The 22,719-nt window shown below is 70.5% G+C and carries 16 protein-coding genes; 8 read left to right on the top strand and 8 right to left on the bottom strand.

What is annotated here, in order from left to right; all coding sequences use genetic code 11:
* Positions 1–210: 210 nt before the first annotated feature.
* From ppdK to Aau02nite_RS25070, 4 genes are all read left to right on the top strand, one after another.
* Positions 211–2,898 carry a pyruvate, phosphate dikinase gene (gene ppdK / locus Aau02nite_RS25085; RefSeq protein ID WP_212991037.1) on the top strand — a complete coding sequence of 896 codons (2,688 nt, stop codon included), beginning with the start codon at positions 211–213 and terminating at the stop codon, positions 2,896–2,898.
* Positions 2,899–2,926: 28 nt separating this feature from the next.
* Positions 2,927–3,619 carry an SDR family NAD(P)-dependent oxidoreductase gene (locus Aau02nite_RS25080; protein WP_212991017.1) on the top strand — a complete coding sequence of 231 codons (693 nt, stop codon included), beginning with the start codon at positions 2,927–2,929 and terminating at the stop codon, positions 3,617–3,619.
* Between the two features lie 126 nt (positions 3,620–3,745).
* On the top strand, positions 3,746–5,860 hold the full coding sequence (locus Aau02nite_RS25075; protein ID WP_212991016.1) for a bifunctional SulP family inorganic anion transporter/carbonic anhydrase: 2,115 nt from the start codon (positions 3,746–3,748) through the stop codon (positions 5,858–5,860).
* A 111-nt stretch (positions 5,861–5,971) separates the two neighbouring features.
* Positions 5,972–6,184, top strand: a complete 213-nt coding sequence (locus Aau02nite_RS25070) for a hypothetical protein (RefSeq protein ID WP_212991036.1) — start codon at positions 5,972–5,974, stop codon at positions 6,182–6,184.
* Positions 6,185–6,228: 44 nt separating this feature from the next.
* On the opposite strand, the gene Aau02nite_RS25065 is transcribed toward Aau02nite_RS25070, so the two are convergent.
* The 7 genes from Aau02nite_RS25065 to Aau02nite_RS25035 form a co-directional block, all read right to left on the bottom strand.
* Entirely contained in the window at positions 6,229–10,056 is a 3,828-nt protein-coding gene (locus Aau02nite_RS25065; protein WP_212991015.1) for a discoidin domain-containing protein, read from the bottom strand.
* Between the two features lie 72 nt (positions 10,057–10,128).
* The gene (locus Aau02nite_RS25060) at positions 10,129–12,399 is read right to left on the bottom strand and encodes a discoidin domain-containing protein (protein ID WP_212991014.1); all 2,271 of its coding nucleotides are present in this window, start codon (positions 12,397–12,399) and stop codon (positions 10,129–10,131) included.
* Between the two features lie 39 nt (positions 12,400–12,438).
* Entirely contained in the window at positions 12,439–14,049 is a 1,611-nt protein-coding gene (locus tag Aau02nite_RS25055; RefSeq protein ID WP_212991013.1) for a glycoside hydrolase family 13 protein, read from the bottom strand.
* Positions 14,050–14,138: 89 nt separating this feature from the next.
* Positions 14,139–15,107 (bottom strand): carbohydrate ABC transporter permease, encoded by a 969-nt coding sequence (locus tag Aau02nite_RS25050; RefSeq protein ID WP_212991012.1) that lies wholly within the window; start codon positions 15,105–15,107, stop codon positions 14,139–14,141.
* Between the two features lie 11 nt (positions 15,108–15,118).
* Positions 15,119–16,033 (bottom strand): carbohydrate ABC transporter permease, encoded by a 915-nt coding sequence (locus Aau02nite_RS25045; RefSeq protein WP_212991011.1) that lies wholly within the window; start codon positions 16,031–16,033, stop codon positions 15,119–15,121.
* A 61-nt stretch (positions 16,034–16,094) separates the two neighbouring features.
* Positions 16,095–17,456: an ABC transporter substrate-binding protein gene (locus Aau02nite_RS25040; protein ID WP_212991010.1), complete on the bottom strand. Its 1,362-nt coding sequence runs from the start codon at positions 17,454–17,456 to the stop codon at positions 16,095–16,097.
* A 207-nt stretch (positions 17,457–17,663) separates the two neighbouring features.
* Entirely contained in the window at positions 17,664–18,677 is a 1,014-nt protein-coding gene (locus Aau02nite_RS25035; RefSeq protein WP_212991009.1) for a LacI family DNA-binding transcriptional regulator, read from the bottom strand.
* 176 nt (positions 18,678–18,853) lie between these two features.
* Here Aau02nite_RS25035 and Aau02nite_RS25030 point away from each other — a divergent pair, with 176 nt between their 5' ends.
* Entirely contained in the window at positions 18,854–20,221 is a 1,368-nt protein-coding gene (locus Aau02nite_RS25030) for a HEAT repeat domain-containing protein (protein WP_212991008.1), read from the top strand.
* Between the two features lie 167 nt (positions 20,222–20,388).
* Positions 20,389–20,865 (top strand): methyl-accepting chemotaxis protein, encoded by a 477-nt coding sequence (locus Aau02nite_RS47465; protein ID WP_212991007.1) that lies wholly within the window; start codon positions 20,389–20,391, stop codon positions 20,863–20,865.
* 3 nt (positions 20,866–20,868) lie between these two features.
* Here the strand turns inward: Aau02nite_RS47465 and Aau02nite_RS25020 are convergent, their stop codons facing one another.
* Positions 20,869–21,801 carry an aldo/keto reductase gene (locus tag Aau02nite_RS25020; RefSeq protein WP_212991006.1) on the bottom strand — a complete coding sequence of 311 codons (933 nt, stop codon included), beginning with the start codon at positions 21,799–21,801 and terminating at the stop codon, positions 20,869–20,871.
* A 52-nt stretch (positions 21,802–21,853) separates the two neighbouring features.
* Between Aau02nite_RS25020 and Aau02nite_RS25015 the strand changes: the two genes are divergently transcribed.
* Both Aau02nite_RS25015 and Aau02nite_RS25010 read left to right on the top strand, forming a co-directional pair.
* Positions 21,854–22,228 (top strand): MerR family transcriptional regulator, encoded by a 375-nt coding sequence (locus tag Aau02nite_RS25015; RefSeq protein WP_212991005.1) that lies wholly within the window; start codon positions 21,854–21,856, stop codon positions 22,226–22,228.
* Positions 22,229–22,231: 3 nt separating this feature from the next.
* Positions 22,232–22,678 carry a YchJ family protein gene (locus Aau02nite_RS25010; RefSeq protein ID WP_212991004.1) on the top strand — a complete coding sequence of 149 codons (447 nt, stop codon included), beginning with the start codon at positions 22,232–22,234 and terminating at the stop codon, positions 22,676–22,678.
* Positions 22,679–22,719: the final 41 nt, after the last annotated feature.

Here is a 22,719-nt window from a genome sequence, read left to right as displayed (position 1 = left end):
CCGGTGCACGGGCGCCCGGCGGGCGTGCGCGAACGTGCGCGCGGCTGCGTGAAAAACCGGTTCATTGAGCCCGACCGCGCTTGCGCTTGTGCAATTACTCACCGGTGCTTTGGCGGCCGGTGGCGCGCCCCCTACTCTCCGGACACCATTAACGAACGTTCGAGCGCAGGCGTGCGATGACGCATCACCTCAGGGGAGGCAGTCGTGACAATGGCCGGCGAGAAGTACGTCTACGATTTTTCGGAAGGTCATCGGGGGCTCAAGGAGCTGCTCGGTGGCAAGGGCGCCAACCTGGCCGAGATGACCCGCCTGGGCCTGCCGGTGCCGGCCGGATTCACGATCACCACCCGGGCCTGCCAGGCCTACCTGGCGACCGGCAGCAACCCCGCCGGGCTGGCCGAAGAGATCGATACCCATCTCGCCGCGCTGGAGTCCACGATGGGCCGGCGGCTCGGCGACCCGGCCGATCCGTTGCTGGTCTCGGTGCGTTCCGGGGCGGCCTTCTCGATGCCCGGCATGATGGAGACGGTGCTCAACGTCGGGCTCAACGACGCCAGCGTGGTGGGGCTCGCGGCGCAGTCCGGCGGCAACGACCGGTTCGCCTGGGATTCGTACCGCCGGCTCATCCAGATGTTCGGCAAAACCGTCTGCGAGGTACCCGGCGAGGAATTCTCCGCCGCCCTGGACGAAGCCAAGAACAACCGCGGCGCGACCGATGACCTGCATCTGGACGCCGCTGATCTGCGGGCCCTGGTGGACCGTTACAAATACATTTTCGCCAAGCACACCGGCTACGACTTCCCGCAGGATCCGCGCGAGCAGATGGAATTGGCGATGGCCGCCGTCTTCCGTTCCTGGAATGCCGAGCGGGCCGTTCTCTACCGCCGCCAGGAACGCATTCCGGCCGATCTGGGCACGGCCGTGAACGTGGTCGCGATGGTCTTCGGCAACCTCGGCGCCGACTCCGGCACCGGCGTGGCGTTCACCCGTGACCCGGCCAGCGGCGCCCAGGGGATCTACGGCGACTACCTGGCGAACGCCCAGGGTGAGGACGTCGTGGCCGGCATCCGCAACACCGTGCCGCTGCAGGAGCTGGCCACCCTCGACCCGCACTCGTACGAGGAGCTGTTGGGGATCATGGCCAAGCTGGAGGGCCACTACCGGGACCTGTGCGACATCGAGTTCACCATCGAGCGCGGCAAGCTGTGGATGCTGCAGACCCGGGTCGGCAAGCGCACCGCCGGCGCCGCCTTCCGGATCGCCGCCCAGCTGGTCAACGAGGGCATGATCGACCGGGACGAGGCGCTGCGCCGGGTCTCCGGAGCGCAGCTGGCCCAGCTGATGTTCCCACGCTTCGACCTGGAGTCCGGGCCGGTCGCGCTGACCAAGGGCATCGGCGCGTCGCCGGGCGCGGCGGTCGGTAAGGCCGTCTTCAGCGCGGCACGGGCCGTCGAGCTGGCCGCGGCCGGCGAGCAGGTCATCCTGGTACGCCGGGAGACGAACCCGGAGGATCTGTCCGGCATGATCGCCGCCCAGGGCATCCTCACCGCCCGCGGCGGCAAGACCAGCCACGCGGCGGTGGTGGCCCGCGGCATGGGCCGCACCTGCGTCTGCGGCGCCGACTCGCTGGAGATCGCGGCCGACCGCTTCACGGTGGCCGGCCGGACGGTCGCCGAGGGGGACGTGATCTCGGTGGACGGCACCACGGGCTCCGTCTACCTCGGCTCGGTGCCGGTGCGCCCGTCCGAGGTCGTGCAGTACTTCGAGGGCACGCTGACCCCGCAGGAAACCGAGGATCCGCTGGTCGAGGCCGTACACCAGATCGTGTCGCACGCCGACGCCACGCGGCAGCTGGTCGTGCGCACCAACGCCGACACCGCCGACGACGCGGCCCGGGCCCGGCGCTTCGGCGCCGAGGGCATCGGCCTGTGCCGGACCGAGCACATGTTCCTCGGCGACCGCCGCGAGCTGGTCGAACGCCTCATCCTGGCGGCCACGCCGAGCGAACGGGCGGACGCGCTGGCCGCGTTGCTGCCGTTGCAGCGGGCGGACTTCGTGGACCTGTTCCGGGCCATGGACGGTCTGCCGGTGACCGTACGGCTGATCGACCCACCGCTGCACGAGTTCCTGCCCTCGCTGGAGGAGCTCGCGGTCAACGTGGCGGTGGCCCGGGAACGCGGCGAGGACCACGCCGAGGACGCCGAGCTGCTCGATGCCGTCCGCCGTATGCACGAGCAGAACCCGATGCTCGGCCTGCGCGGCGTACGTCTGGGTCTGGTCATCCCCGGGTTGTTCGCGATGCAGGTCCGGGCGATCACCGAGGCCGCGGTGCAGCTGGCCGGCGAGGGCCTGGACCCGCACCCGGAGATCATGGTGCCGCTGGTCGGCGCGGTGCAGGAGCTGGAGACGGTCCGCCGGGAGTGCGAGCAGATCGTCGCCGAGGTGGTCGCCGACAGTGGCGTGCAGGTGCTGATCGGCACGATGATCGAGGTGCCGCGGGCCGCGCTGACGGCCGGCCAGATCGCCGAGGCCGCCGACTTCTTCTCCTTCGGCACCAACGACCTCACCCAGATGGGCTGGGGATTCTCCCGCGACGACGTCGAGGGCGCGTTCTTCTGGCGCTACCTGGAGCTGGGCATCTTCGGCATCTCACCGTTCGAGTCGATCGACCGCGACGGCGTCGGCCGGCTGATCCGGATCGCGGCCGAGGAGGGCCGGGCGGTGCGCCCCGATCTCAAGCTGGGCGTCTGCGGCGAGCACGGCGGTGACCCGGAGTCGGTGCACTTCTTCCACGAGGTGGGCCTGGACTACGTCTCCTGTTCGCCGTTCCGGGTGCCGGTCGCCCGGCTGGAAGCGGGCCGCGCGGCGATCACGGCGGGGGACTCGGACAGCCGCTGACCGCCGCCGGCGCGTAGGCTCCCGGGCCGTGCGACACGCGACCATCATCGGCAACACGGACGGCATCGGGCTGGCGCTGACCCGGCGGCTGCTCAGCGAGGGCTGGGCGGTCACCGGGCTGTCCCGGCGGCCAGCCACGGTCGAACACGAGCGGTACGTGCACGTGGCGGCCGACGTCACCGACCCGGCCTACCCGCAGGCGCTGTCCCGGGCGCTCGCCGCCGCCGGCCGCGTCGACCTGTGCGTCTACGCCGCCGGCGTCGGTGACCTGCTCGACCTGGCCGATCTCGCGGCCCAGACCCGGGCCATCGAGGTCAACCTGCTCGGCCTGGCGCGCACGGCCGAGGTGGTGGTGCCGCACATGCTGACTGCCGGTGGCGGGCACCTGGTCGGCCTGTCGAGCCTGGCCGACGCGCTCATCACGCCGCAGGCCCCGGGCTACGCGGCCTCGAAAGCCGGCATGTCGTCGTACCTGATCGCGCTGGGGGCGACCCTGCGGCCCCGCGGGGTGGCGGTGAGCACGGTGCGGTTCGGCTACGTCGACACCAAGATGGCCCTGGGCCCGGTGAAGCCGATGATGATCACGGTCGACCGCGCGGTCGAGGTGCTCATGCGCTGCGTGCGGACCCGGCCGGCGGTCGTCTCGTATCCCCGGCGGATGGCCCTGCTCGTGCGGGCGGCGGCGCCGATCGTCCGCGTCCGCGCCCGGCGATCTCGCTGAGAAGTGACTGAGAGTATGTCCAGCATGCGGATCTGTAACGGCGTGTTCATGCACCGTCGCTAGGGTGGCCCGAAATACCCCAATTGCGAGCTTATTCGCTGAGATCTGGGAAGGGTCATTCCGCCGATGCGCACGTTGCTGCGACACGACGTACCCGCCTCCATCGTCGTTTTCCTCATCGCCATCCCGCTGTCGCTCGGGATCGCCGCCGCCTCCGGGGCCCCGTTGCTCGCCGGCCTGGTCGCCGCCGTGGTCGGCGGCATCGTCGCGGGCGCCCTCAGCGGCTCTCCGTTGCAGGTCAGTGGGCCGGCCGCCGGACTGACCGTGATCGTCGCGGGGGCCGTGGCCGAACTGGGCTGGGCCGGCACGACAGCGGTGGTGGCCCTGGCCGGCCTGGTCCAGATCGGGCTCGGTGTGTCCCGGCTGGGCCGGGCCGCCCTCGCGCTGTCGCCCGCCGTGGTGCACGGCATGCTCGCCGGGATCGGCGTCGTCATCGCGCTCAGCCAGGTGCACGTGGTGCTCGGCGGTGACCCGCAGAGCTCGGCCTGGCAGAACCTGCGGGACCTGCCGGCCCAGATCGCCGGCAACCACGGCGTCTCGATCGGCATCGGCGTGCTGACCATCGCGATCCTGCTGATCTGGCCCCGCTTCGTGAAGATCTCGCTGTTGCCCGGCGCCCTGATCGCGGTCGCCGTGGCCACCGCCACCGCGTCGCTGGCCGGTCTGGACATCGCCCGGGTGGACCTGCCGGACCAGCCGCTCGCCGAGCTGACCTTCCCCCGCTGGCCGGACGCGCCGCCGCTGCAGGTCGCCGGCATCGTGCTGACCATCGCCCTGGTCGCCAGCGTCGAGTCGCTGCTGTCCGCCGTGGCCGTGGACAAGCTGCACAACGGCAAGCGGGCCGACCTCAACCGCGAGCTGCTGGCCCAGGGCGCCGCCAACACCGTGTCAGGTGCGCTGGGCGGGCTGCCCGTCACCGGCGTCATCGTGCGCAGCTCCACCAATGTCGCCGCCGGCGCCCGTACGCGGGCGTCGGCCGTGTTGCACGGCTGCTGGATCGCCGTCTGCGTGCTGCTCTTCGCCGGGCTGCTGGAACAGATCCCGCTCTCGGCGCTGGCCGGGGTGCTTGTGGTGGTCGGCCTCCGGCTGGTCAGCCTGGCCCAGATCAAGGCCTACGTGCGGCACCGGGAGCTGCCGACGTACCTGGTCACGGCGTTCGGGGTGGTCTTCGCCGACCTGCTGACCGGAGTGGCCCTGGGCATGGCCACCGCGGTGCTGCTCATGCTGGCCCGGCTGGCCCGCTGCGAGATCCACCGCTCGTCGCCGGCACCGGGCCGGTGGCTCGTGGTCATCACCGGCACCCTGGCCTTCATCGGTTCCGGCCGGGTGGCGCGTGAGCTCGCCGCGGTGCCGGCCGGCGAGTCCGTCGAGCTGGAACTGCACCTGGACTACCTGGACCACGGCGCGTTCGAGACGATCGCGGACTGGCGGGACGCCTACGAGCGCGGCGGTGGCCGGGTGCACATCGAGGAGGTCCGCGACAGCTGGTTCCACCGGGCCACCTCCGGCCGGCTCGGGGTGAACCGCTCCCAGCCCGGCCGGCTGCCCCGCTTCCTCGGCTCGTGGTCCCAGTGGATCTCGCTGAACGAGCAGCGCCGCGACGCGATGGCCACGGGCATCGACGAGTTCGAGCGCAGCGTCGCCCCGCTGGTCCGCCCGCATCTGGCCGGGCTGGCCCGCGAGGGTCAGCGGCCGGAACAGCTGTTCATCACCTGCGCCGACTCCCGGGTGGTGCCCAACATGATCACCACCAGCGGCCCGGGCGACCTGTTCTGCCTGCGCAACGTCGGCAACATCGTGCCGGCGTACGGCACCGGCGACTCCTCGGTCGGCGCCGGCATCGAGTACGCGGTCGACGTGCTCGGCGTCGCGGCGATCACCGTCTGCGGGCACTCGGGCTGCGGCGCGGTGCGGGCGATGATGGAAGGCGCGGCGGGCTCGGCCACGGCGCTGGGCTCCTGGCTGGAGTCCGCCGGGATCAATCTCACCGGCCGCGGCCACGAGGACGAGTGCATCGCCGCCAACGTGGAGCAGCAACTGGCGAACCTGCGGACGTACCCGAGCGTCCGCCGGGCGGTCGCCGAGGGCCGGCTGGAGCTCACCGGGCTCTACTTCGACCTGGCCGAGGCCCGGATGTACAACGTGGCCGACGGCGTCCGGAGCCCGGTTTCTGCACTTTGAGTGACAACTTTGTGCCACATCTGTCCAGGCCATTGAGCTGCGGGCCGGGGCGGAAGAGAGTTGATCCGGGCGTCACCCACCGGAGGTGACAACGTGGCGGCTCTCGAGCGGATGGTCAGTGCCGGCGACGTGGTGGTCGTCGGCCGGGCGGCGAGCGTGCAGTTCGCCGGGCGGCTCGGCTTCACGTTCCGGGTGGTGGGGGTGGACGCCCGGCCGACGTACGCGGGCTGGGTCTGGCTGGACGGTTACCAGCTGGACAACCGTGGCCGCGCGGTGGCCCGGCGCCGGATCTTCGTCCGCCTCGCGGGTCTCGGACGCGGGTGAGGGCCCGCACCGGCTTTCGGTGCGGGCCCCCGGCCACGCGGTGGCTAGTTGCGGATGATGGTGAAGGTGCTGGTCGGGTTCTCGATGTCCTTGAAATTGTTGCTCAGCCGCAGGTTGGTGAAGGTGACCGAGCCGACCGCCGGGCCCTGGCCCGCCTCCGGCATCGGGTTGGCCCAGATGCCGTAGCCCGACTTGGCGTCGTACGCATCACCGCTCTTCCGCGCCCCGGTGATCGAGACGTTGGTGAAGACAGTGTCCTTGATCGGGTTCTGCGGGCAGGTCGGGCACGTGTAGTTGGTCTGGAACATGATGCCCGAGTAGGTCGGGTCGACGATGTCGACGTTGCTCACCCGGATGCCCTGGAAGACCTTCGACGCGGAGAAGACCCAGATCGCCGGGAACACCTGGGAACCCCAGAAGTGGCCGCCGGCCCGGACGATCGAGATGTTGTCGAACACGGTCGGCGGGCTGGCGCCGAAGCCGTTCATCGGGTAGCCGAAGTCCAGCGAGCTGATCGTGATGCCCGAGTAGACCAGGGTGTCGGCGATGTAGATGTTCTTGAACGTGTTGGCGTATCCGCCGTAGACCGCGATGCCCGCGGCCCGCCAGGTCAGCGTGCTGGAAAGGTTGGAGTAGACGTTGTTGATCTCGTCGGAGCCGCCGGCGTCGATCGCTGAGAACAGCGCGAAGCTGTCGTCGCCGGTGGCCCGCGCGTCGTTGTTGTCGACCAGGTTGTCGGTGCTGCCGTTGGTCATGTTGACCCCGTCGGCGAACAGGTTGCGGATCCGGGAGTTCTTGATCGTCATGCGATCGGTGTTGGCGCCCCAGTAGAGGCAGACCGTGTGCTCGGCCCAGATGTTGTCGATCGTGATGTTCGAGACGTTGGACAGGTCGAAGACCTTGCCCGGCCCGTCCTGGCGGATCGTGTAGTTGCCGAAGAACGCGAAGTTGGAGAACGTGGAGCCGTTGGCCGAGGCCTCGGCGCGGAACCCGGCGTCGGTCTCCGTCTGGTTCTCCGGCGTGCGGAACCTCGTGTACCAGGGGCCGGCCCCGACGACCTGGATCGCCTTGCCGTACACCTGGAACTTGTTCGAGGTCTGGTAGTCACCGGCGGGCAGGTAGACGCCGACCTTGCCGCTGTCCATCCGGGCCGCGTCGAACGCCGCCTGCACCGACTGCTGGTCGAAGCCGGCCGGCACCACGTACGTCGCCGGGTTCGGGTTGGCGACCGGCGCGACCTGCTCGGTGTTGATGAAGTCGACGGCGATGTTCCCGCCGTTGCCGGAGTCCTTCTGCAGCTTGATGACGCTGCCGGCGGCGACCGTGCCGGCCAGCATGATGTTCGCCTCGTCGTAGATGTGGCGCGGGCCCGTGCCGGAGTTCTGCGGCGCCGTCTCGTTGCCGTAGAGCCACGCGTACTTCGAGGTGAGCGGCAGACTCTTGTTGAGGGTGCCGTTGACGTAGACGTTGATCGAGCTGGTGGTGTTGTCCGGGATGGAGAAGCGGGCCACCAGGGTGTTGGTGCTGGCCCGGGTGGTCCACTGCACGTAGCTGCCGGTCGAGTTCAGCGTGACGGCCCGGCGGCCGGACGCCTCACCGGCCAGGTCACCGACGGTACGGTTCGGGCCGACCACGGTGGCCCCGCCACCGGTCTGGCCGTCCTCGGCCTCGTACATGTCGTACGGCATGTTCGCGCCGCGACCGACGAAGAACGGCTTCTCGCTGGTGTTGTTGGCCCGCTTGACCGGCAGTTCGTTGCCGTCGTCGGCGAGCACGGTCCGCACGGTGTACTTGCCGTTGACGGCGGTCCAGGTGCCCAGGTTGATCGCCGGTGAGGACGCGCCGGCCGCCAGGGTGCCCGAGTACGAGCCGGTCAGCGTCCTGATCGTGGCGCCCGAGTCGGACAGCACGGTGACGGTGACCCCGTGCGCGCCGGCCGCCGAGGCCTGGGTGCCCTCGTTCCTGATGGTCACGGAGAAGGTGACCGCCTGGCCGGCGAACGGGTTGCCCGGCGACCAGCTCACCACGGAGGCGACCAGGTCCGAGCTGCTGACCGGTGCCACCACCAGGTTGGCGGGGCTGGTGTAGGAGTTGTTGGCGTCGTTCTGCTCGACGACCGTGTTGGCCTCGTCGACCTTGGCGCTGACCACGTAGGTGCCGGCGTTGCGCGCGCCGATGGCCGCCGTGACCGTGGCGGAGGCTCCGGCCGCGAGGGCGCCCACGTTCGCGGTGCCGGCTCTGGCCGTACCCAGGTAGAAGTTGACGTTGCTGGCCGGGCTGGCCGCGGTGCCCGCGTTGCGCACGGTGGCCGACAGCGTCACCGTGTCGGTCTCGACCGGCGACGCCGGCGCGGACGACAGGCCCGTCACCGTGAGGTCCGGGTTCGGTGCCGGGTTGCCGATCACCTGGAACTCCGCGACCTGGCCGCTCGGCGCGCCGGTGTTGGCGGAGAAGCTGAGCCGGATGTCCGCGGCGGTCGCGCTCACCGGCACGGTCACCGTGTTGCCGGTGGCCGGGCTGAAGGTGTACGTCGCTGAGCCGGCGAGTGTGGTGAAGCCGGTGGCACTCTGCTCGCGTCCCTGGACCGAGAACGTCTGCTGCCGGGCGCCCCACGCGGAATCGGGGTTGAGCTTGACCACCACGGACCGGGTGGTGGCGTTGGCGCCCAGCTTGACGGTCAGGTTCGCCGGGTACGCGCTGCCCTCCCAGTAGGTGGCGGTGTCGTTGTCGTTGGCGTTGGCGGCCACGAAGGTGAAGATCGACGAGGACGCCTCGATCGGCTTGCCCAGCGCCAGGTTGGTCCCGTCGGTCACCGTGCCGGTACGCGTCACCGTGTTGCTCGCCGCCGACTCGTTGCCGGCGGCGTCGCGCGCCTTGACGTGGTACGACACCGTCGCGGTGGCGGGCTGACCGTCGGTGTAGGTGAGCCCGGTGACGGTCGTCTTCAGCGTGCCGTTGGCGTAGACGTTGTAGCCGGTCACGCCGACGTTGTCGCTGGAGGCGCCCCAGGCGAGCCGGATCTGCCCGGCGGCCGGCTGGGTGTACGACAGCGTGCCCGGCGTGGTCGGCGCGGTGTTGTCCCCGCCCTGCCCGGTACGGGTGACCGTCTTGCTGTTACCGGACGCGTTGCCGGCGGCGTCGCGGGCCCGCACGTGGTACGCGACCGTGGCGCTGTCCGGCTGACTGTCCAGATAGGTCAGCACGTTGCCGGCCACGGTGGTGCGCAGAGTGCCGTTGGCGTAGACCTCGTAGCCGGTCACGCCCACGTTGTCGGTCGACGCGTTCCAGGTGAGCCGGATCTGTCCGCTCGCCGGCTGGCTGAGAGCCAGGCCACCGGGTGCGGAGGGCGCCTGGGTGTCACCGGCGGTGGGGCCGTACACCTCGAGCTCGGCGATCTGACCGGCCGGCCAGCCGGAGTTGCCGGTGATGCTCAGCCGCAGGTAGCGGGCGGTGGTCGCGCCGAAGTCGATGGTCACGGCGTTGCCCGAGGCCGGGTTGAACGTGTAGCCGGCGCCGGCCTTGAGATCGGCGAAGCTCGAGCCGGTGGTGCTGCCCTGCACAGTGAGGGTCTGCGTGCGGGTCTGCCAGGCGGCGGCCGGCGGCAGCTTGAGGACGGCCTGGTTGACGCTGACGGACGCGCCCAGGTCCACCTGCAGCCACTGCGGGAAAGCGTTGTTCTGACTCTCCCAGTACGTGTTCGCGTTGCCGTCGCCCGCGTTGCCGGCGCCGTATACGTCGGCGACGCTGCTGGCGGTGAACGTCTTGCCGGCGGCCAGGTTCGGGCCGGCCGCGGCGGCGGGTGAAGCGGGGAGGACGAGCTGGATCAGTGTGGTGGCTATGGCGGCGGCGAGCAGCTTTCTGACTCTGGACATGGTGGGAGCGCGCCCTTCTTGGGTGGGGGATCGGGGAGGGCGGGCTCGGTGGGTCCCGCCCTCCCCGGCTCGCTACGAGGTGTAGACCTCGAACTCGGAGATCTGGCCCGCGGGCCAGCCGGTGTTGCCGGTGAACGTCAGCCGCAGGTAGCGCTGCGAGGTCGCGGGGAACGCGACGGTCGCGGTGTTACCGGAGGACGGGTTGAACGGGTAGCCGGCGGATGCCTTGACGGTGCTGTAGGACGAGCCGTCGGCCGAGCCCAGCACGGACAGGGTCTGGGTCCGGGTGGCCCAGGCGGCCGCGGGCGGCAGCTTGAGCACCACCCGGGAGACCGGCCGGGCCTGGCCCAGGTCCACCGTCAGCGACTGCGGGAAGGCGTTGTTGCGGCTCTCCCAGTAGGTGCCGGCGTTGCCGTCGACCGCGTTGGCCGGTCCGTAGACGTCCGCCTGGCTGGTCGCCGTGACCGGCCGGCCCGCCGCGAGGTTCCCCGCGGCCGGGGGTGTGGTGGGCGGGATGGTCGGCGGGGGCGTCGTCGTGTTGCCCCACTGCGGGGCGGGCCACGGGCCGCAGTCCGGAGTGTCGGTGAACCAGCCGGTGTTGGTACCGGTACGGGTGATCTGGAAGCCGGAGCCGACGCAGTTGTGTATCGGACTGGGCTGGGCGATGCCGCCGGCCCGGACGTTGTCGAAGCTCACCTGGCTGGGCGCCTGCACCTGCAGGGCGTACGTGCCGGCGCCCTGGATGTTGACGTTGCTCAGCCGGATGCCGGTGGTCTGGCCCTCGATCCACATCAGCGCCGCGTACGAGCTGTCCAGGATGTCGGTGTCGGTGATGGTGATCGTCGGGTTCTGGAACGCCTCGTTGAGCGCGGAGAACCAGATCGCCCCGACCCCGAAGTTCCAGTTGTAGTCGGAGTTGCCGGCCCGGATCAGGGTGTTGCGGGCGAGCGTCCAGGTGCCCTGCACGCCGGTCGCGCCGTTGACGCCGGGGTAGCGGTTGGCGACGTGGATGCCGCCACCGTTGGTCACCGTGTCCGAGACGACGTTGTCGGTCATCACGATGTCCCGGCCGCCGTAGCTGACCAGGTTGTTGGCCAGGATCGGGGCGACCACGGTGTTGCGGGTGAAGGAGTTGCCCACGTTCGGGATCCGCTCGGCCCACATGGCCAGCCCGTCGTCGCCGGTGTTGCGGACGAAGGTGTTGGTCACCGTGGAGTTGGTGACGCCGATGTGGAAGTTCACGCCGTCGGCGGTCTGGTCCAGGATCCGGCTGTTCTTGATGGTGAACCGGTCCATCGGCCCGTCCATCCAGGCGCCGACCTTGGTGTGCTGCATCCAGACGTTGTCGATGGTCGAGTTCGACATGGCCCCGCCGAACGCGTTGACCTGATCGTCGTCGACCCGCTCGCGGATGTCGCCGATGATCGCCAGGTCCCGGACGGTGACGTTCTGGCTGGGTCCGCCCTGGCCGTTGTACTTGCCGTAGATGCCGGCGGCCAGGTTGCGCCGGGTCGGGTGCCGCCCGCCGAGCACCGTGTACCAGGGGCCGGCGCCGACCAGGCTGACCCGGTCGACGATGACGTGGCTGTGCAGCGTGTAGTTGCCCGGCGGGAGGTAGACGGTGCCGCCGGCGTTGACCGCAGCCTGGATCTTCGCGGTGGAGTCGGTGGCACCGGTCGGGTCCGCGCCGTACTGCGCCACGGCGTCGACCGCGCCGGCCGGTTTGCCGATCGGGTCCGGCACGTTCTCGAAGTCGGCCAGGTCGATGGTGAAGCTGGGCGACTGGGCGGTGGAGCTGACCTGCAGCCGTACCTTGGTGCCGGCCGCGTACGTGGTCCCGAACATGGTCCGGGCCTCGTCGTAGAAGTGGTGCGGGTTGCTGTCACCTGGGTTGTTGTTGAACGGGTAACCGCCGTAGAACCAGCCGTACTTCGAGGTCACCGGCACGGTCCGGACGACCGCGTTGTCGACCCGGACGTCGATGGTCGCGTCCCGGCCGGCGCCGTTGTTGCCGTCCGGGATGCTGTAGCGGAACGTCACCGCGTTGGCCGGCCTGGTCAGGGTGAACTCGACGTACTCGCCGGCGGCGTCCAGGGTGACGGCCTCGCGGCCGGACGCCTCGGACGACAGCTGACCGTAGAAGCGGCTGGTGCCGGTCCTCGTGCCGTTGGTGGTGGCGTTCTCCGCCTCGATCTCGGTGAACGGCACGGTGGCGCCGCGGCCGGGGATGCCGAAGGGGGAGAGCCCGGCCGCCGTGGCCGGGGAAGCCGACCAGGTCACCACCGCGGCGGCAGCGGCGACGGTGAGTATCGCGAGGGACAGGGAGACGGTGCGGTTGGCCATGGGGATCCCTTTCATCAGGTGGCCAAGCCCCCGGGGGTGCTACTTCCTTCCGGTACGCAGGTGCAGCCAGACGGCGGTGTCCCGGGGGAGGAGGTCACCGTCGAGCGGGCCGCTCGTGAGCAGGCAGCGGTCGTGGTCCGGCAGCGCCACAGCGACGTCGGACATGTTCAGGACACAGGCGAACCCGGGTCCCCGGGTGTAGGCCAGCACGCCGGGGGCGACGTCCAGCCAGGCCATGTCGGCCGTGTGCAGCCCGGGCTCGGCCCGGCGCAGCTTGATCGCACCGCGGTAGAGCTCCAGCATCGAGCGGGGATCGCCGGTCTGGGCCTGGACCGTGCGGTCCTTCCACTCCGGCGGCTGCGGTAGCCACGGCGTCGCGGTGGAGAAGCCGAACGGCGGCTCGTCACCGCTCCACGGCAACGGCACCCGGCAGCCGTCCCGGCTGTGGCCGCGGCGGGCCCACATCGGGTCCTGCAGCTGTTCCACCGGGATGTTCTCGTTCTCCCACAGGCCCAGCTCCTCGCCCTGGTAGACGTAGGTGGCGCCGGGCAGCGACAGCGACAGCAGCGCGGCGGCGCGGGCCCGCCGGGTGCCGAGCTCCAGGTCGACCGGGCTGCCGTCGAGGTTGTTCTCGAAGCTGAAGGTGGTCATCTGCCGGCCGTAGCGGGTGACGTGCCGGGTGACGTCGTGGTTGGACAGCACCCAGGTCGCCGGGGCACCGATCGCCCGGTGCGCGTCGAGAGTCCGGTCGATGCACTCGCGCATCAGGACGGGCTCCCAGGCGCAGCCGAGGAAGTCGAAGTTGAACGCCGCGTGCAGCTCGTCCGGCCGCAGGTAGTTGGCGAACCGCTCGACCTCGGGCATCCACACCTCGCCGATCAGCGCCCGGTCCGGGTAGCTGTCCGAGATCCGGCGCCAGGCCCGGTAGACGTCGTGCACCTCGTCGAGGTCGTGGAAGGGGTGCGGCCGGTCCTCGACCACGGCCGGCAGGTCCCGGTCCTTGATGAGCAGGGCGGCCGAGTCGATCCGGATGCCGTCCACGCCCCGGTCGAACCAGAACCGCAGGATGTCCTCGAACTCGGCGCGCACCGTGGGGTGCTCCCAGTTGAGGTCGGGCTGCTCGGGGGTGAACAGGTGCAGGTACCAGTCGCCGGGGGTGCCGTCCGGGTTCGTGGTCCGGGTCCAGGTGCTGCCGCCGAACTCACCGACCCAGTCGGTGGGCATCTCGTCGCCGGCCGGCCCGCGCCCGGGACGGAACCAGAACAGCTCCCGCTCGGGAGCGGCCGGATCGGCCAGCGCCTTTCTGAACCACACGTGCTCGCTGGAGATGTGGTTGGGCACGATGTCGACGATCATCCGGATGCCGGCGGCGTGCGCCTCGGTGATCAGCGCCTCGGCGCCGGCCAGCGTGCCGAAGACCGGGTCGATGTCGCGGAAGTCGGCCACGTCGTAACCGGCGTCGGCCATCGGGGACGGGTACCACGGGCTCATCCAGATCGCGTCCACGCCGAGGTCCGACAGGTGGCCCAGGCGAGCGCGGATCCCGTCGATGTCCCCGATGCCGTCGCCGTCGCTGTCGGCGAAACTGCGCGGGTACACCTGGTAGATGACGGCGTCCCGCCACCAGGGATCCTTCTCGGGGTTAGCCACGATGACCTGCTTTCTGGGTGTGTAGGGAGATGAAGAGGGCGCACGGGTCCCGGCAGTCGGCGCTGACCGCCTGGGGGACCGGGTGGGGATCAGCCCTTCATCGAGCCCGCGGAGAGTCCGCCGATGATGCTGCGCTGGAAGATCAGGAAAACGACGATCATGGGTACGCTCGCGATGGCCAGCCCGGCCATGAACTCGGTCGGCGGCACCTGGCTGGTGTTGGCCAGCCGGCTCAGCGCCACGCTCAGCGTCTGCGCGTCCGGCTCGGGCAGCACCAGCAGCGGCCAGAGGAAGTCCTTCCAGAGCGCGATGATGATGAAGATCGAGACCACGCCGAGCACCGGCCGTGACAGCGGCAGCATGATGGACCAGAGCTGGCGCAGCTTGCCCGCGCCGTCGATCGACGCCGCGTCGAGCAGGTCGTCGGGGATCTGGTCGAAGAACCGCTTGAGCACGTAGACGTTGAACGCGTTGGCGGCGGCCGGCAACCACAGGGCCCAGGGTGTGTTGAGCAGGTTGACGTGCACCAGCGGCACGTCGACGACCGTGAGGTAGGCCGGGACCAGCAGGGCCGAGGCCGGCAGCATCAGACTGGCCAGGACCGCGCCGAGCAGGATCTTGCCGAAGATCGGCTTGAGCTTGCTGAGGGCGTACGCGACCCCGACGTCGAAGATCAGCGCGATGAGCCAGCCGCCGGCGGCGTACAGCACCGTGTTGGTGAAGTACTTGGCGATGCGCATGTTGTCCCACGCGGTCGCGTAGTTCTCCGGGTGCCAGGAGTTCGGGATGAAGGTGGGGGTGCTCAGGGCGTACTCGGCCGGCGACTTCACCGCACTGGCGAACATCCAGTACAGCGGGACCAGGAAGACCAGGACGAACACGGTGATCGTCAGGCCCAGCACGGTGAAGTAGAGGCCGCGGTGGCGTTGCAGGTCGACGCTGGAGATCAGCGTGCGGGTGGCCGGGTTGGTGCCGGCCAGCCTGCGCTTGCGGCGCGGCGGGGCCGGCGCCGGGGTGACGCCGCCGATCGGGGTCTGCGGCGGAGCGGTCAGTGTCATCGGGGTTCCCCTCAGTCCGCAGTCCGGGTCAGCCGCAGGTAGAGCGCCGAGAAGGCGCCCAGCACCACGAAGAGCAGCATGCTCATCGCGGCCGCGAGGCCGAAGTCCTGGTTGACCGTGAAGGCGTAGCGGTAGACGAGCACGAGCACGGTGATGGTGTCGGGATTGGAGGTGCCGGTCAGCGCGAACGGTTCGATGAAGACCTGCATCGTCGCGATGATCTGCAGCAGCAGCAGGACCAGCATGATGAAGCGCATCTGCGGGAGCGTGACGTGCCGCAACCGCTGCCAGACGCTCGCGCCGTCGAGCTCGGCCGCCTCGTAGAGCTCGCCCTGGATGCCCTGCAACGCGGCCAGATACATCAGCGTCGCGCCACCGAGGTTGGCCCACGTCGACACCAGGACCAGCGAGATCATCGCGGTGCTGGACGACTGCGTCCACTGTGACTCCGGCAGACCCACACTGCGCAGCAGCGAGTTGAACAAGCCGTTGCCGGGGTCGTAGAAGTAGCGCCAGAGCAGCACCGCCACGATCGGCGGCAGCATCACGGGCAGGTAGACCAGGATCCGGAAGAAGCCGCTGAAGTGGCGGAACTCGTTGAGCAGCACCGCGATGAAGAACGGCAGGACGAAACCGAAGACCAGCGCCAGCCCGGTGAACAGCAGGGTGTTCTTCCAGGCCGTGTAGAACAGCGGGTCGTCGAAGAGCGCCCGGTAGTTCTCCAGGCCCACCCAGTACGGCGGGACGACGAAGTTGTTCTGCTGGAAACTGAGGATCACGCCCCGCACCAGCGGGTACCAGGAGAAGAAGGCGAAGCACAGCAGCCCCGCCGCCATGAAGGCGTACGCCAGCAGGTTGTCCTGGATCTTCCGGCGCAGGCGGGCCGTGCGGGATTCCCGCACCTCGGCCGCCGTCAGAACCGCCATCTTCTCTCCTTGTCCGCTTTACCGGGCCGCCGGCGGATGCCCCACCGGCGGCCCGTTCGGGTTACTTGACGCCGGCCAGGATGGAGTTGGCCTGGGTCTCCGCGTCGGTGAGCAGCTTGTTGACGTCGGCGTTCCTGTCGGTGAGGACCTTCTGCATGGCCACGTCCAGCGCCGCGTAGATCTGCTGGGCGTTCGGCGGCTCGAGCTTCACCGGGATGGTCGGCATGGCGGCCACGAACGCGGCGTAGTTCTCCTGCGGGACGTTGGCGTACTTCTTGTCGGCCGCGGCCTGGGTCTGCGCCGCCGCGCCGGTGAAGATCGCCGGCTCGGGCAGGCCGACCGGCTGGTCGGTCTCGCTCGACCACTTGTTCTCGGCCTCGAAGCGCTCGGCCGAGGTGAACCAGAAGGTCAGCCACTTGAGGCCGGCGTTGATCTTCTCTGGGCTCAGCCCGGCCTTGAACATGTAGCCCTCGCCACCGCCCAGCGTGCCCTTGCCGTCCGGGATCGGGCCCAGGCCGTAGGTCGCGTACTTACCCTTGTACTGGTTGACGATGGTCGGGATGTTGTCGGCGGTCGCCAGGTACATGCCGAGCTTGCCCGAGCCCATCTGCTGCAGCAGGTCGGCCCACTCCAGCAACTGCTTCTGGCCCATCGAGTTGTCGGTCCAGCGCATGTCCTTGAGCTGCTGCAGGACCTGCTTGCCCTGGGGGCTGTTGAACGCGGCCTTCCAGGTGCCACCGTTGTTGACCGCCATCTCGCCGCCGAGCGAATACAGCTCGGTGGTGAAGTGCCAGCCGCCGGTGTTGTTCTTGCTGTAGTCGCCGTAGCCGACCGTGCCGTTGCCCAGACCGGCGATCTTCTTGGCCGCGGTGCGCACGTCGGCCCAGGTCTTCGGCGGGCTGTTCGGGTCCAGGCCGGCTTTGGTGAACAGGTCCCGGTTGTAGAGCAGGCCCATCGAGTAGTTCTTGTACGGCAGCCCGTACGTCTTGCCGCCCTCGTCCTGGAAGACCCGCAGCACCTCGGGCTTGATCTGCGAGGTGACCGGGAAGTCCTTGAGGTACTTGCTGATGTCCGACACCTGGCGCTTGGCGATCAGGCTGGCCGGGTCGGTGAAGTAGACGTAGAAGACGTCCTCGAGCTGGCCGCCGGCGAGCTTGGCCGGGAACGTCTGCGGGTCCATCTTGCCCTCGCGGGCGTCGATCTTGATGTTCGGGTTGGCCTTCTCGAACTCGGCCACGTTGGCGAGGAACCGCTCGTGGGTGGCCTTCTCGGTGGCCGGCGGAAGGCCGTTGACCACCAGCGTGACCTTGCCGTCCTTGGTCGCCGCGGAGGTGTCGTCACTGTCGCCGCACGCGGCGGCGGACATCGCGACCCCGGCGACGAGCAGCAGCCCGAGGGCACTGCGCAGCCTGGTTCTGAACATGGGAAATAGACCCCTTCCTGGGGGTGGGGTGCGCGCCTAAGGGGGTTCACTCATCGGTGCGTTGTTTCGTGGAGGTGACGATACAAAGTCCAACGGTGTCCCGCAAGAAGTGAACCAACAACAGAAAAAACTCGACGGATGTGGGCCAGGGCACAAAGAAGGGCGGGCCCGCCGGGCCCGCCCTGATGATGTCGATGAATGTGCTGGTCAGCCGGTCCGCACCGGCACCGGACCGGTCGACCCACGCACCACGAGCTCCGGCTCGAAGAGCAGCTCATCCGCGGTGGCCGCGGCGCCCTCGATCTGGTTCACCAGGACGTCCACGGCGGCCTGGCCCATCAGCTCGATCGGCTGCCGCACCGTGGTCAGCGGCGGGTCGGTGCAGGTCATCAGCACGCTGTCGTCGAAGCCCACCACCGACACGTCGCGCGGCACGTCCAGGCCGAGCCGGCGGGCCGCCCGGATCGAACCCAGGGCCAGCACGTCGCTGGCGCAGATCAGCGCGGTGACGCCGCGCTGGATCAGCCGGGTCGCGGCCAGCCGGGCACTCTCCATCGAGAAGTTGGTCCGCTCGACCGGCCACTGCGCCGCAGGGCCGGTCCACTGGGCGACCTCCTTGACCGCGGCCAGCTTGCGGCGCGACGGCACGTGGTCCTCCGGGCCCATCACCATGCCGATCCGCTCGTGCCCGAGCGAGCGCAGATGCCCGAAGGCCTGCTCCACCGCCACGGCGTCGTCGGTGGAGATGTGCGGGAAGCCGAGATCGTCCACGCCGCCGTTGACCATCACGACCGGCATCCGCCGGTCCAGCAGCTGGCGGTAGTGCCCGTGCTCGGCGTTGGCCAGCGCGTACGAGCCGCCGGCGAAGACCACACCGGACACCTGGTGGTCCAGCAGCATCTCGATGTAGTCGCGCTCGGGCACACCGCCGATGGTGCGGGCGCACAGGGCCGGGGTGAAACCGCGCTGGGCCAGCGACGCGGTCACCACCTCGGCCAGCGCCGGGAAGATCGGATTCTGCAGCTCGGGCAGCACCAGGCCGACCAGCCGGCCGCGCTCACCGCGCAGCTTGGTGGGCCGCTCGTAGCCCAGCACATCGAGGGCCGTCAGCACGGATGCGCGGGTCGCCTCGGACACGCCGCTGCGGCCGTTGAGCACCCGGCTGACGGTCGCCTCACTGACGCCGGCCTTCTTCGCCACTTCGGCGAGACGTTTGGTCACTCCGGAATCCTACGTCAGCGCTTTGCAAAACCTGTACTGGACCTTGCAGGGCTGGACGAACCGCTGACCGGTCTTGCGGATCCTGTCAGTTCACCGTTGCAACACGCGCATCCCCGGGGCCCGGCTGCCGCTGATATTGCCGCGCTGATCAGCGCCGCGATTGACACCATGGCCCGGTGACCGATGCCCTGACCGCCGCGCTCGAGACGCCCGCCTACGACGACGAGGCGCTGCTGCGCCTGGTCGACCTGCTCGCGCAGGCGGACTCGCGTGACGATGAGTTCGCGGCCCGGACGGCTCTCGCCCGGCTGGGCGGCCGGCCGCGGCTGCTGCTGCGTCTCGACGAAAGCATCCGCCGGATCACCTCGCGGTACGCGGACCGCCCGGCACCGGCGTTCGAGATGCTGCTGGAGCGGTTCGCCAAGGGCCGCCGGACGCCGATCGCGCTCGCCTTCGCCGCGCTGCATCGCGACGGGAGGGTCCGGGAACGTGCCGTCGCGGCCATCGCCGCGCGCCCGCTGCCGGAACTAGTTTCTCTGCTCGTGCTGCGCGCCGACGACTGGGCCCCGCAGGTCCGCAACCCGGCCCGCGCGGCGCTGACCCGGCTGCTGTCCGATCAACCCGGGCGGTATCTGGCGGGTGCCGTACCCATGGCGGTCAAGCTCACCGACCGCTACCGCGGGCGCTTCGCGCAGGTGCTCGTCGCCGCCGCCGTGCTCGCCGCGCCGGACGATGTGCGGCGGCAGCTGGCCACTTCCCCCGATCGCGACCAGCGGCGGCTGGCCTTCGACGCCGACCTGCACCAGGGCCGCCTCGGTCTGGCCGCCCTGGCGGACCTCGCGGTGCGGGAGAGCGACGCGCAGATCCGCAACCGCGCCGCGCAGCTGGCCTACGAACAGGCGGTCGTGCGGCAGCACCGGCCCACGCTGGAACGGCTCTTCGGCGCGCGGCCGGCCGGGGTGCGGGCCCTCGGCCTCACCGGGCTGCTCCGGCTCGGCCCGGCGGCCGAGGCGGCGGCGGCCCTGGACGACCCGGCGCCGCTGATCCGCGCCATCGCCCGGGACGCCGCCCGCCGCGCCGGTACGGACGTCGTCGCGTACTACCGCACCACCGAGCCGTCGCCGGGCTCGGTGGCCGGGCTGGCCGAGGCCGGCTCCGACCGCGACGCCCCGGTGCTCGTCGCGCTGCTGAGCCACCCGTCGGGGCCGATCCGGGCCGCGGCGGTACGGGCGCTCGGCCACCTCGGCGCCGTACCGGTGGAGCTGGTGGTGCCGTTGGTGCGTGACCCGGCCCCGGCTGTGGTGCGGGAGGCGGCCCTGGCGCTGCGCCCGTTCGACCGGCGGCTGCCTCCCGGCCTGGGCTGGGAGTTGCTCGGTGACAGCCGGTCCGAGGTGCGCCGGGCCGGCTACCGGCTGCTGAACGGCCGGGACCCGGTGACGCGCCGGCGGGCAGCGCTGCGGCTCGCCGGCGACCCCGACCCCCGGCTCGCGGCGCGTGGCCGGGCCGACGCCCTCGCCCTGCCCGCCCGGCCGACGCGGAGCTGAGCCCGGCCGGGAAGGACGCGATCAGCCACCGCGGCCCACCGGGTGGCGGGCGGACTACGAGATGCCCGGCTGCGGCCCGGCCACCGTGGCCCGATAGCGGGAATTCGCCGCGAACGGCAACCACGGGGTGCGATGTTGGGGGTCGGGCCGGCGAGGGGTGGAACGCGATGACCGACTGGCAGAGCGGCGAGCAGTACCCGGACAGCGCCGCGACCGGCTCCGCGCACCGGCTCGCCGACGTCAGCAGCGACATGGCGACGGCGACCCGGTCGGCGGTCCGCGCGGCGCAGACCGCCGTCGAGGTGATCCAGCGGCTGGAGGCCAGCAGCACCGAGATCGGCAAGGTCGTCGAGCTCATCGCCACCATCGCCAAGCAGACCAACCTGCTCGCCCTGAACGCCACCATCGAGGCGGCCCGGGCGGGCGAGGCCGGCCGTGGCTTCGCCGTGGTCGCCAGCGAGGTCAAAGACCTGGCCAACGAGACCGCGGTGGCCACCAGCGAGATCGGCGGGCAGGTCGGCGGCATCCGCAGCGACACCCGCAACGCCGTCTCGGCGATCGAGGAGATGCGCGGCCTGATCGAGGAACTCGACCGGTGCCAGCAGGTGATCAGCGGGATCGTGCTGGACCGGCAGGGCCGCTGAGCCTCAGGCGGCGCGATCCAGCCGGTCGCGCTGGGCGGCGTCGAGCTTGATCTCGTACGCGTCCAGCGCCTCGTCCAGCCGCTCCACGGTGGTCGCCCCCACGATCGGCCACACGCCGGGGCTGCCGCCCAGCAGCCAGGACAGCACGATCTGGTGGCGGCCGGCACCGAGCTCGGCGGCGACGGCGTCCAGCTCGGCCAGGCGCCGGGTGGTGCCGCGGTGCTCGTACGCCTCGTCGAGCCGCTCCGGCAGCACGTAACCCCCGTTCAGCAACGCCGTGTACGCCCACAGCACCACATCCTCGTTGCCGCGCACGAAGTCCAGCACCTCGTCGGTGACCACCCGGTGCGCCGACGCCGGCAACGCCGCCCCCGGCCGCGGCCGCAGGTACGAGTGCCGCAACTGCAGGGCGGTCCAGCCCGCGACACCCTGCGCGGCGGCCAGCTGCCGGCCCCGCTCGACCCGCCACGCCGGGTGGTTGGACGCGCCCAGCCGCCCCACCACGCCCCGGGTCACCAGCTCGCCGAACGCCGCCACGGTCTCGTCCAGCGGCACGGACCGGTCCTCGATGTGGGCCCAGAGCAGATCGAGGTGCTCGATGCCCAGCCGGGCCAGACTCTGCTCGGTGGCCTGGCGGATCACCGGCGCGGACAGTCCCTCGGCCGACGGGAAGCCGACGACGGGGTCGGTGGGCTGCGCGCCGAGCTTGGTGCTGATCCGTACCCGGTCGCGCACACCGGGCCGCGCGGCCAGCCAGCGGCCGACGACCTGTTCGCTCTGCCCGCCGAGGCCGCTCTCGTGCAACCAGAAGGAGTAGTTGTTCGCGGTGTCGATCCACCGGCCACCGCGCTCGATGAAGTGGTCCAGCAGGGCGAACGACTCACGCTCGCCGATCCGCGTGCCGAACAGCATGGCCCCCAAGACGATTTCGCTCATGGCGGCACGGTGCCACCTGGAGCGCGCTCCAGATCAAGGGCAGAATCAAGTTATGCCGACCTATTCGCCGGGCGAGATCGCCGACAAGACCGGCTTCAGCCTCGACACGCTGCGCTACTACGAACGGATCGGGCTGCTGGACGACATCGCCCGTACCCCAGGCGGGCAGCGGGTCTTCGACGACGACGACATCGCCTGGCTGGGCATCCTGCGCTGCCTGCGCAACACCGGCATGCCGATCGCGCAGATGCGCCGCTACGCCGACCTGACCCGCGACGAGCGGACCATGCGGGAGCGGGTGGAGCTGCTCGAGGAGCACGACCGGGAGATCGGGCGGCGCCTGGCCGAGCTGGCCGAGCAGCGGGAGCACATCCGCGGGAAGATCCGCTACTACCGGTCGCTCGACACCGCGGGTGAGCAAGAATAGGGCATGGGCCGACGCGCATCCCGCCGCACCACGACGCTGACCGGCTTCGACGACGCGTTGCCCTGCCCCTGTGGGCTCGGTCAGCCGTACGGGGAGTGCTGCGGCCCGGCGCACCGCGGTCATGCCAGCGCCACCGCCGAGGGGCTGATGCGCTCGCGCTACGCCGCCTTCGTGCTGGACGACGCGGCGTACGTGCTGCGGTCCTGGCACCCGGACACCCGGCCGGCCGGCGTCGAGCCGGATGCGAACCTGCGCTGGACCGGGCTGCAGGTGCTGGGTACCAGCCGCGGCGGGCTCTTCGACGCCGAGGGCATGGTGGAGTTCCGGGCCCACTACCGCGACGCCGGCCGCCCCGGCGAGATGCACGAGCGCAGCCGCTTCGTACGTCACGACGGTCAGTGGGTGTACTGGGGTCCGATCCTTACCGACGGTCCCCTCGCCAACATCTGACGGGTGTGATCTCCTTCAGATGAACCATCTGAGGAGGGCAG

Source organism: Actinoplanes auranticolor (assembly GCF_018332655.1).
GTDB classification, from domain to species: Bacteria; Actinomycetota; Actinomycetes; order Mycobacteriales; family Micromonosporaceae; genus Actinoplanes; species Actinoplanes auranticolor.
Note: the sequence above shows the minus strand (reverse complement) of the source record. Positions and strands in the feature narration are given on the sequence as shown.

What these genes read in the sequence shown, in the direction of transcription:
- Aau02nite_RS25015 (WP_212991005.1), top strand. Translation starts at nt 21,854, where the DNA reads ATGCCGACCTATTCGCCGGGCGAGATCGCCGACAAGACCGGCTTCAGC.
- Aau02nite_RS25045 (WP_212991011.1), bottom strand. Translation starts at nt 16,033, where the DNA reads ATGGCGGTTCTGACGGCGGCCGAGGTGCGGGAATCCCGCACGGCCCGC.
- Aau02nite_RS25075 (WP_212991016.1), top strand. Translation starts at nt 3,746, where the DNA reads ATGCGCACGTTGCTGCGACACGACGTACCCGCCTCCATCGTCGTTTTC.
- ppdK (WP_212991037.1), top strand. Translation starts at nt 211, where the DNA reads ATGGCCGGCGAGAAGTACGTCTACGATTTTTCGGAAGGTCATCGGGGG.
- Aau02nite_RS25040 (WP_212991010.1), bottom strand. Translation starts at nt 17,456, where the DNA reads ATGTTCAGAACCAGGCTGCGCAGTGCCCTCGGGCTGCTGCTCGTCGCC.
- Aau02nite_RS25060 (WP_212991014.1), bottom strand. Translation starts at nt 12,399, where the DNA reads ATGGCCAACCGCACCGTCTCCCTGTCCCTCGCGATACTCACCGTCGCC.
- Aau02nite_RS25020 (WP_212991006.1), bottom strand. Translation starts at nt 21,801, where the DNA reads ATGAGCGAAATCGTCTTGGGGGCCATGCTGTTCGGCACGCGGATCGGC.
- Aau02nite_RS25050 (WP_212991012.1), bottom strand. Translation starts at nt 15,107, where the DNA reads ATGACACTGACCGCTCCGCCGCAGACCCCGATCGGCGGCGTCACCCCG.
- Aau02nite_RS47465 (WP_212991007.1), top strand. Translation starts at nt 20,389, where the DNA reads ATGACCGACTGGCAGAGCGGCGAGCAGTACCCGGACAGCGCCGCGACC.
- Aau02nite_RS25065 (WP_212991015.1), bottom strand. Translation starts at nt 10,056, where the DNA reads ATGTCCAGAGTCAGAAAGCTGCTCGCCGCCGCCATAGCCACCACACTG.
- Aau02nite_RS25010 (WP_212991004.1), top strand. Translation starts at nt 22,232, where the DNA reads ATGGGCCGACGCGCATCCCGCCGCACCACGACGCTGACCGGCTTCGAC.
- Aau02nite_RS25070 (WP_212991036.1), top strand. Translation starts at nt 5,972, where the DNA reads ATGGTCAGTGCCGGCGACGTGGTGGTCGTCGGCCGGGCGGCGAGCGTG.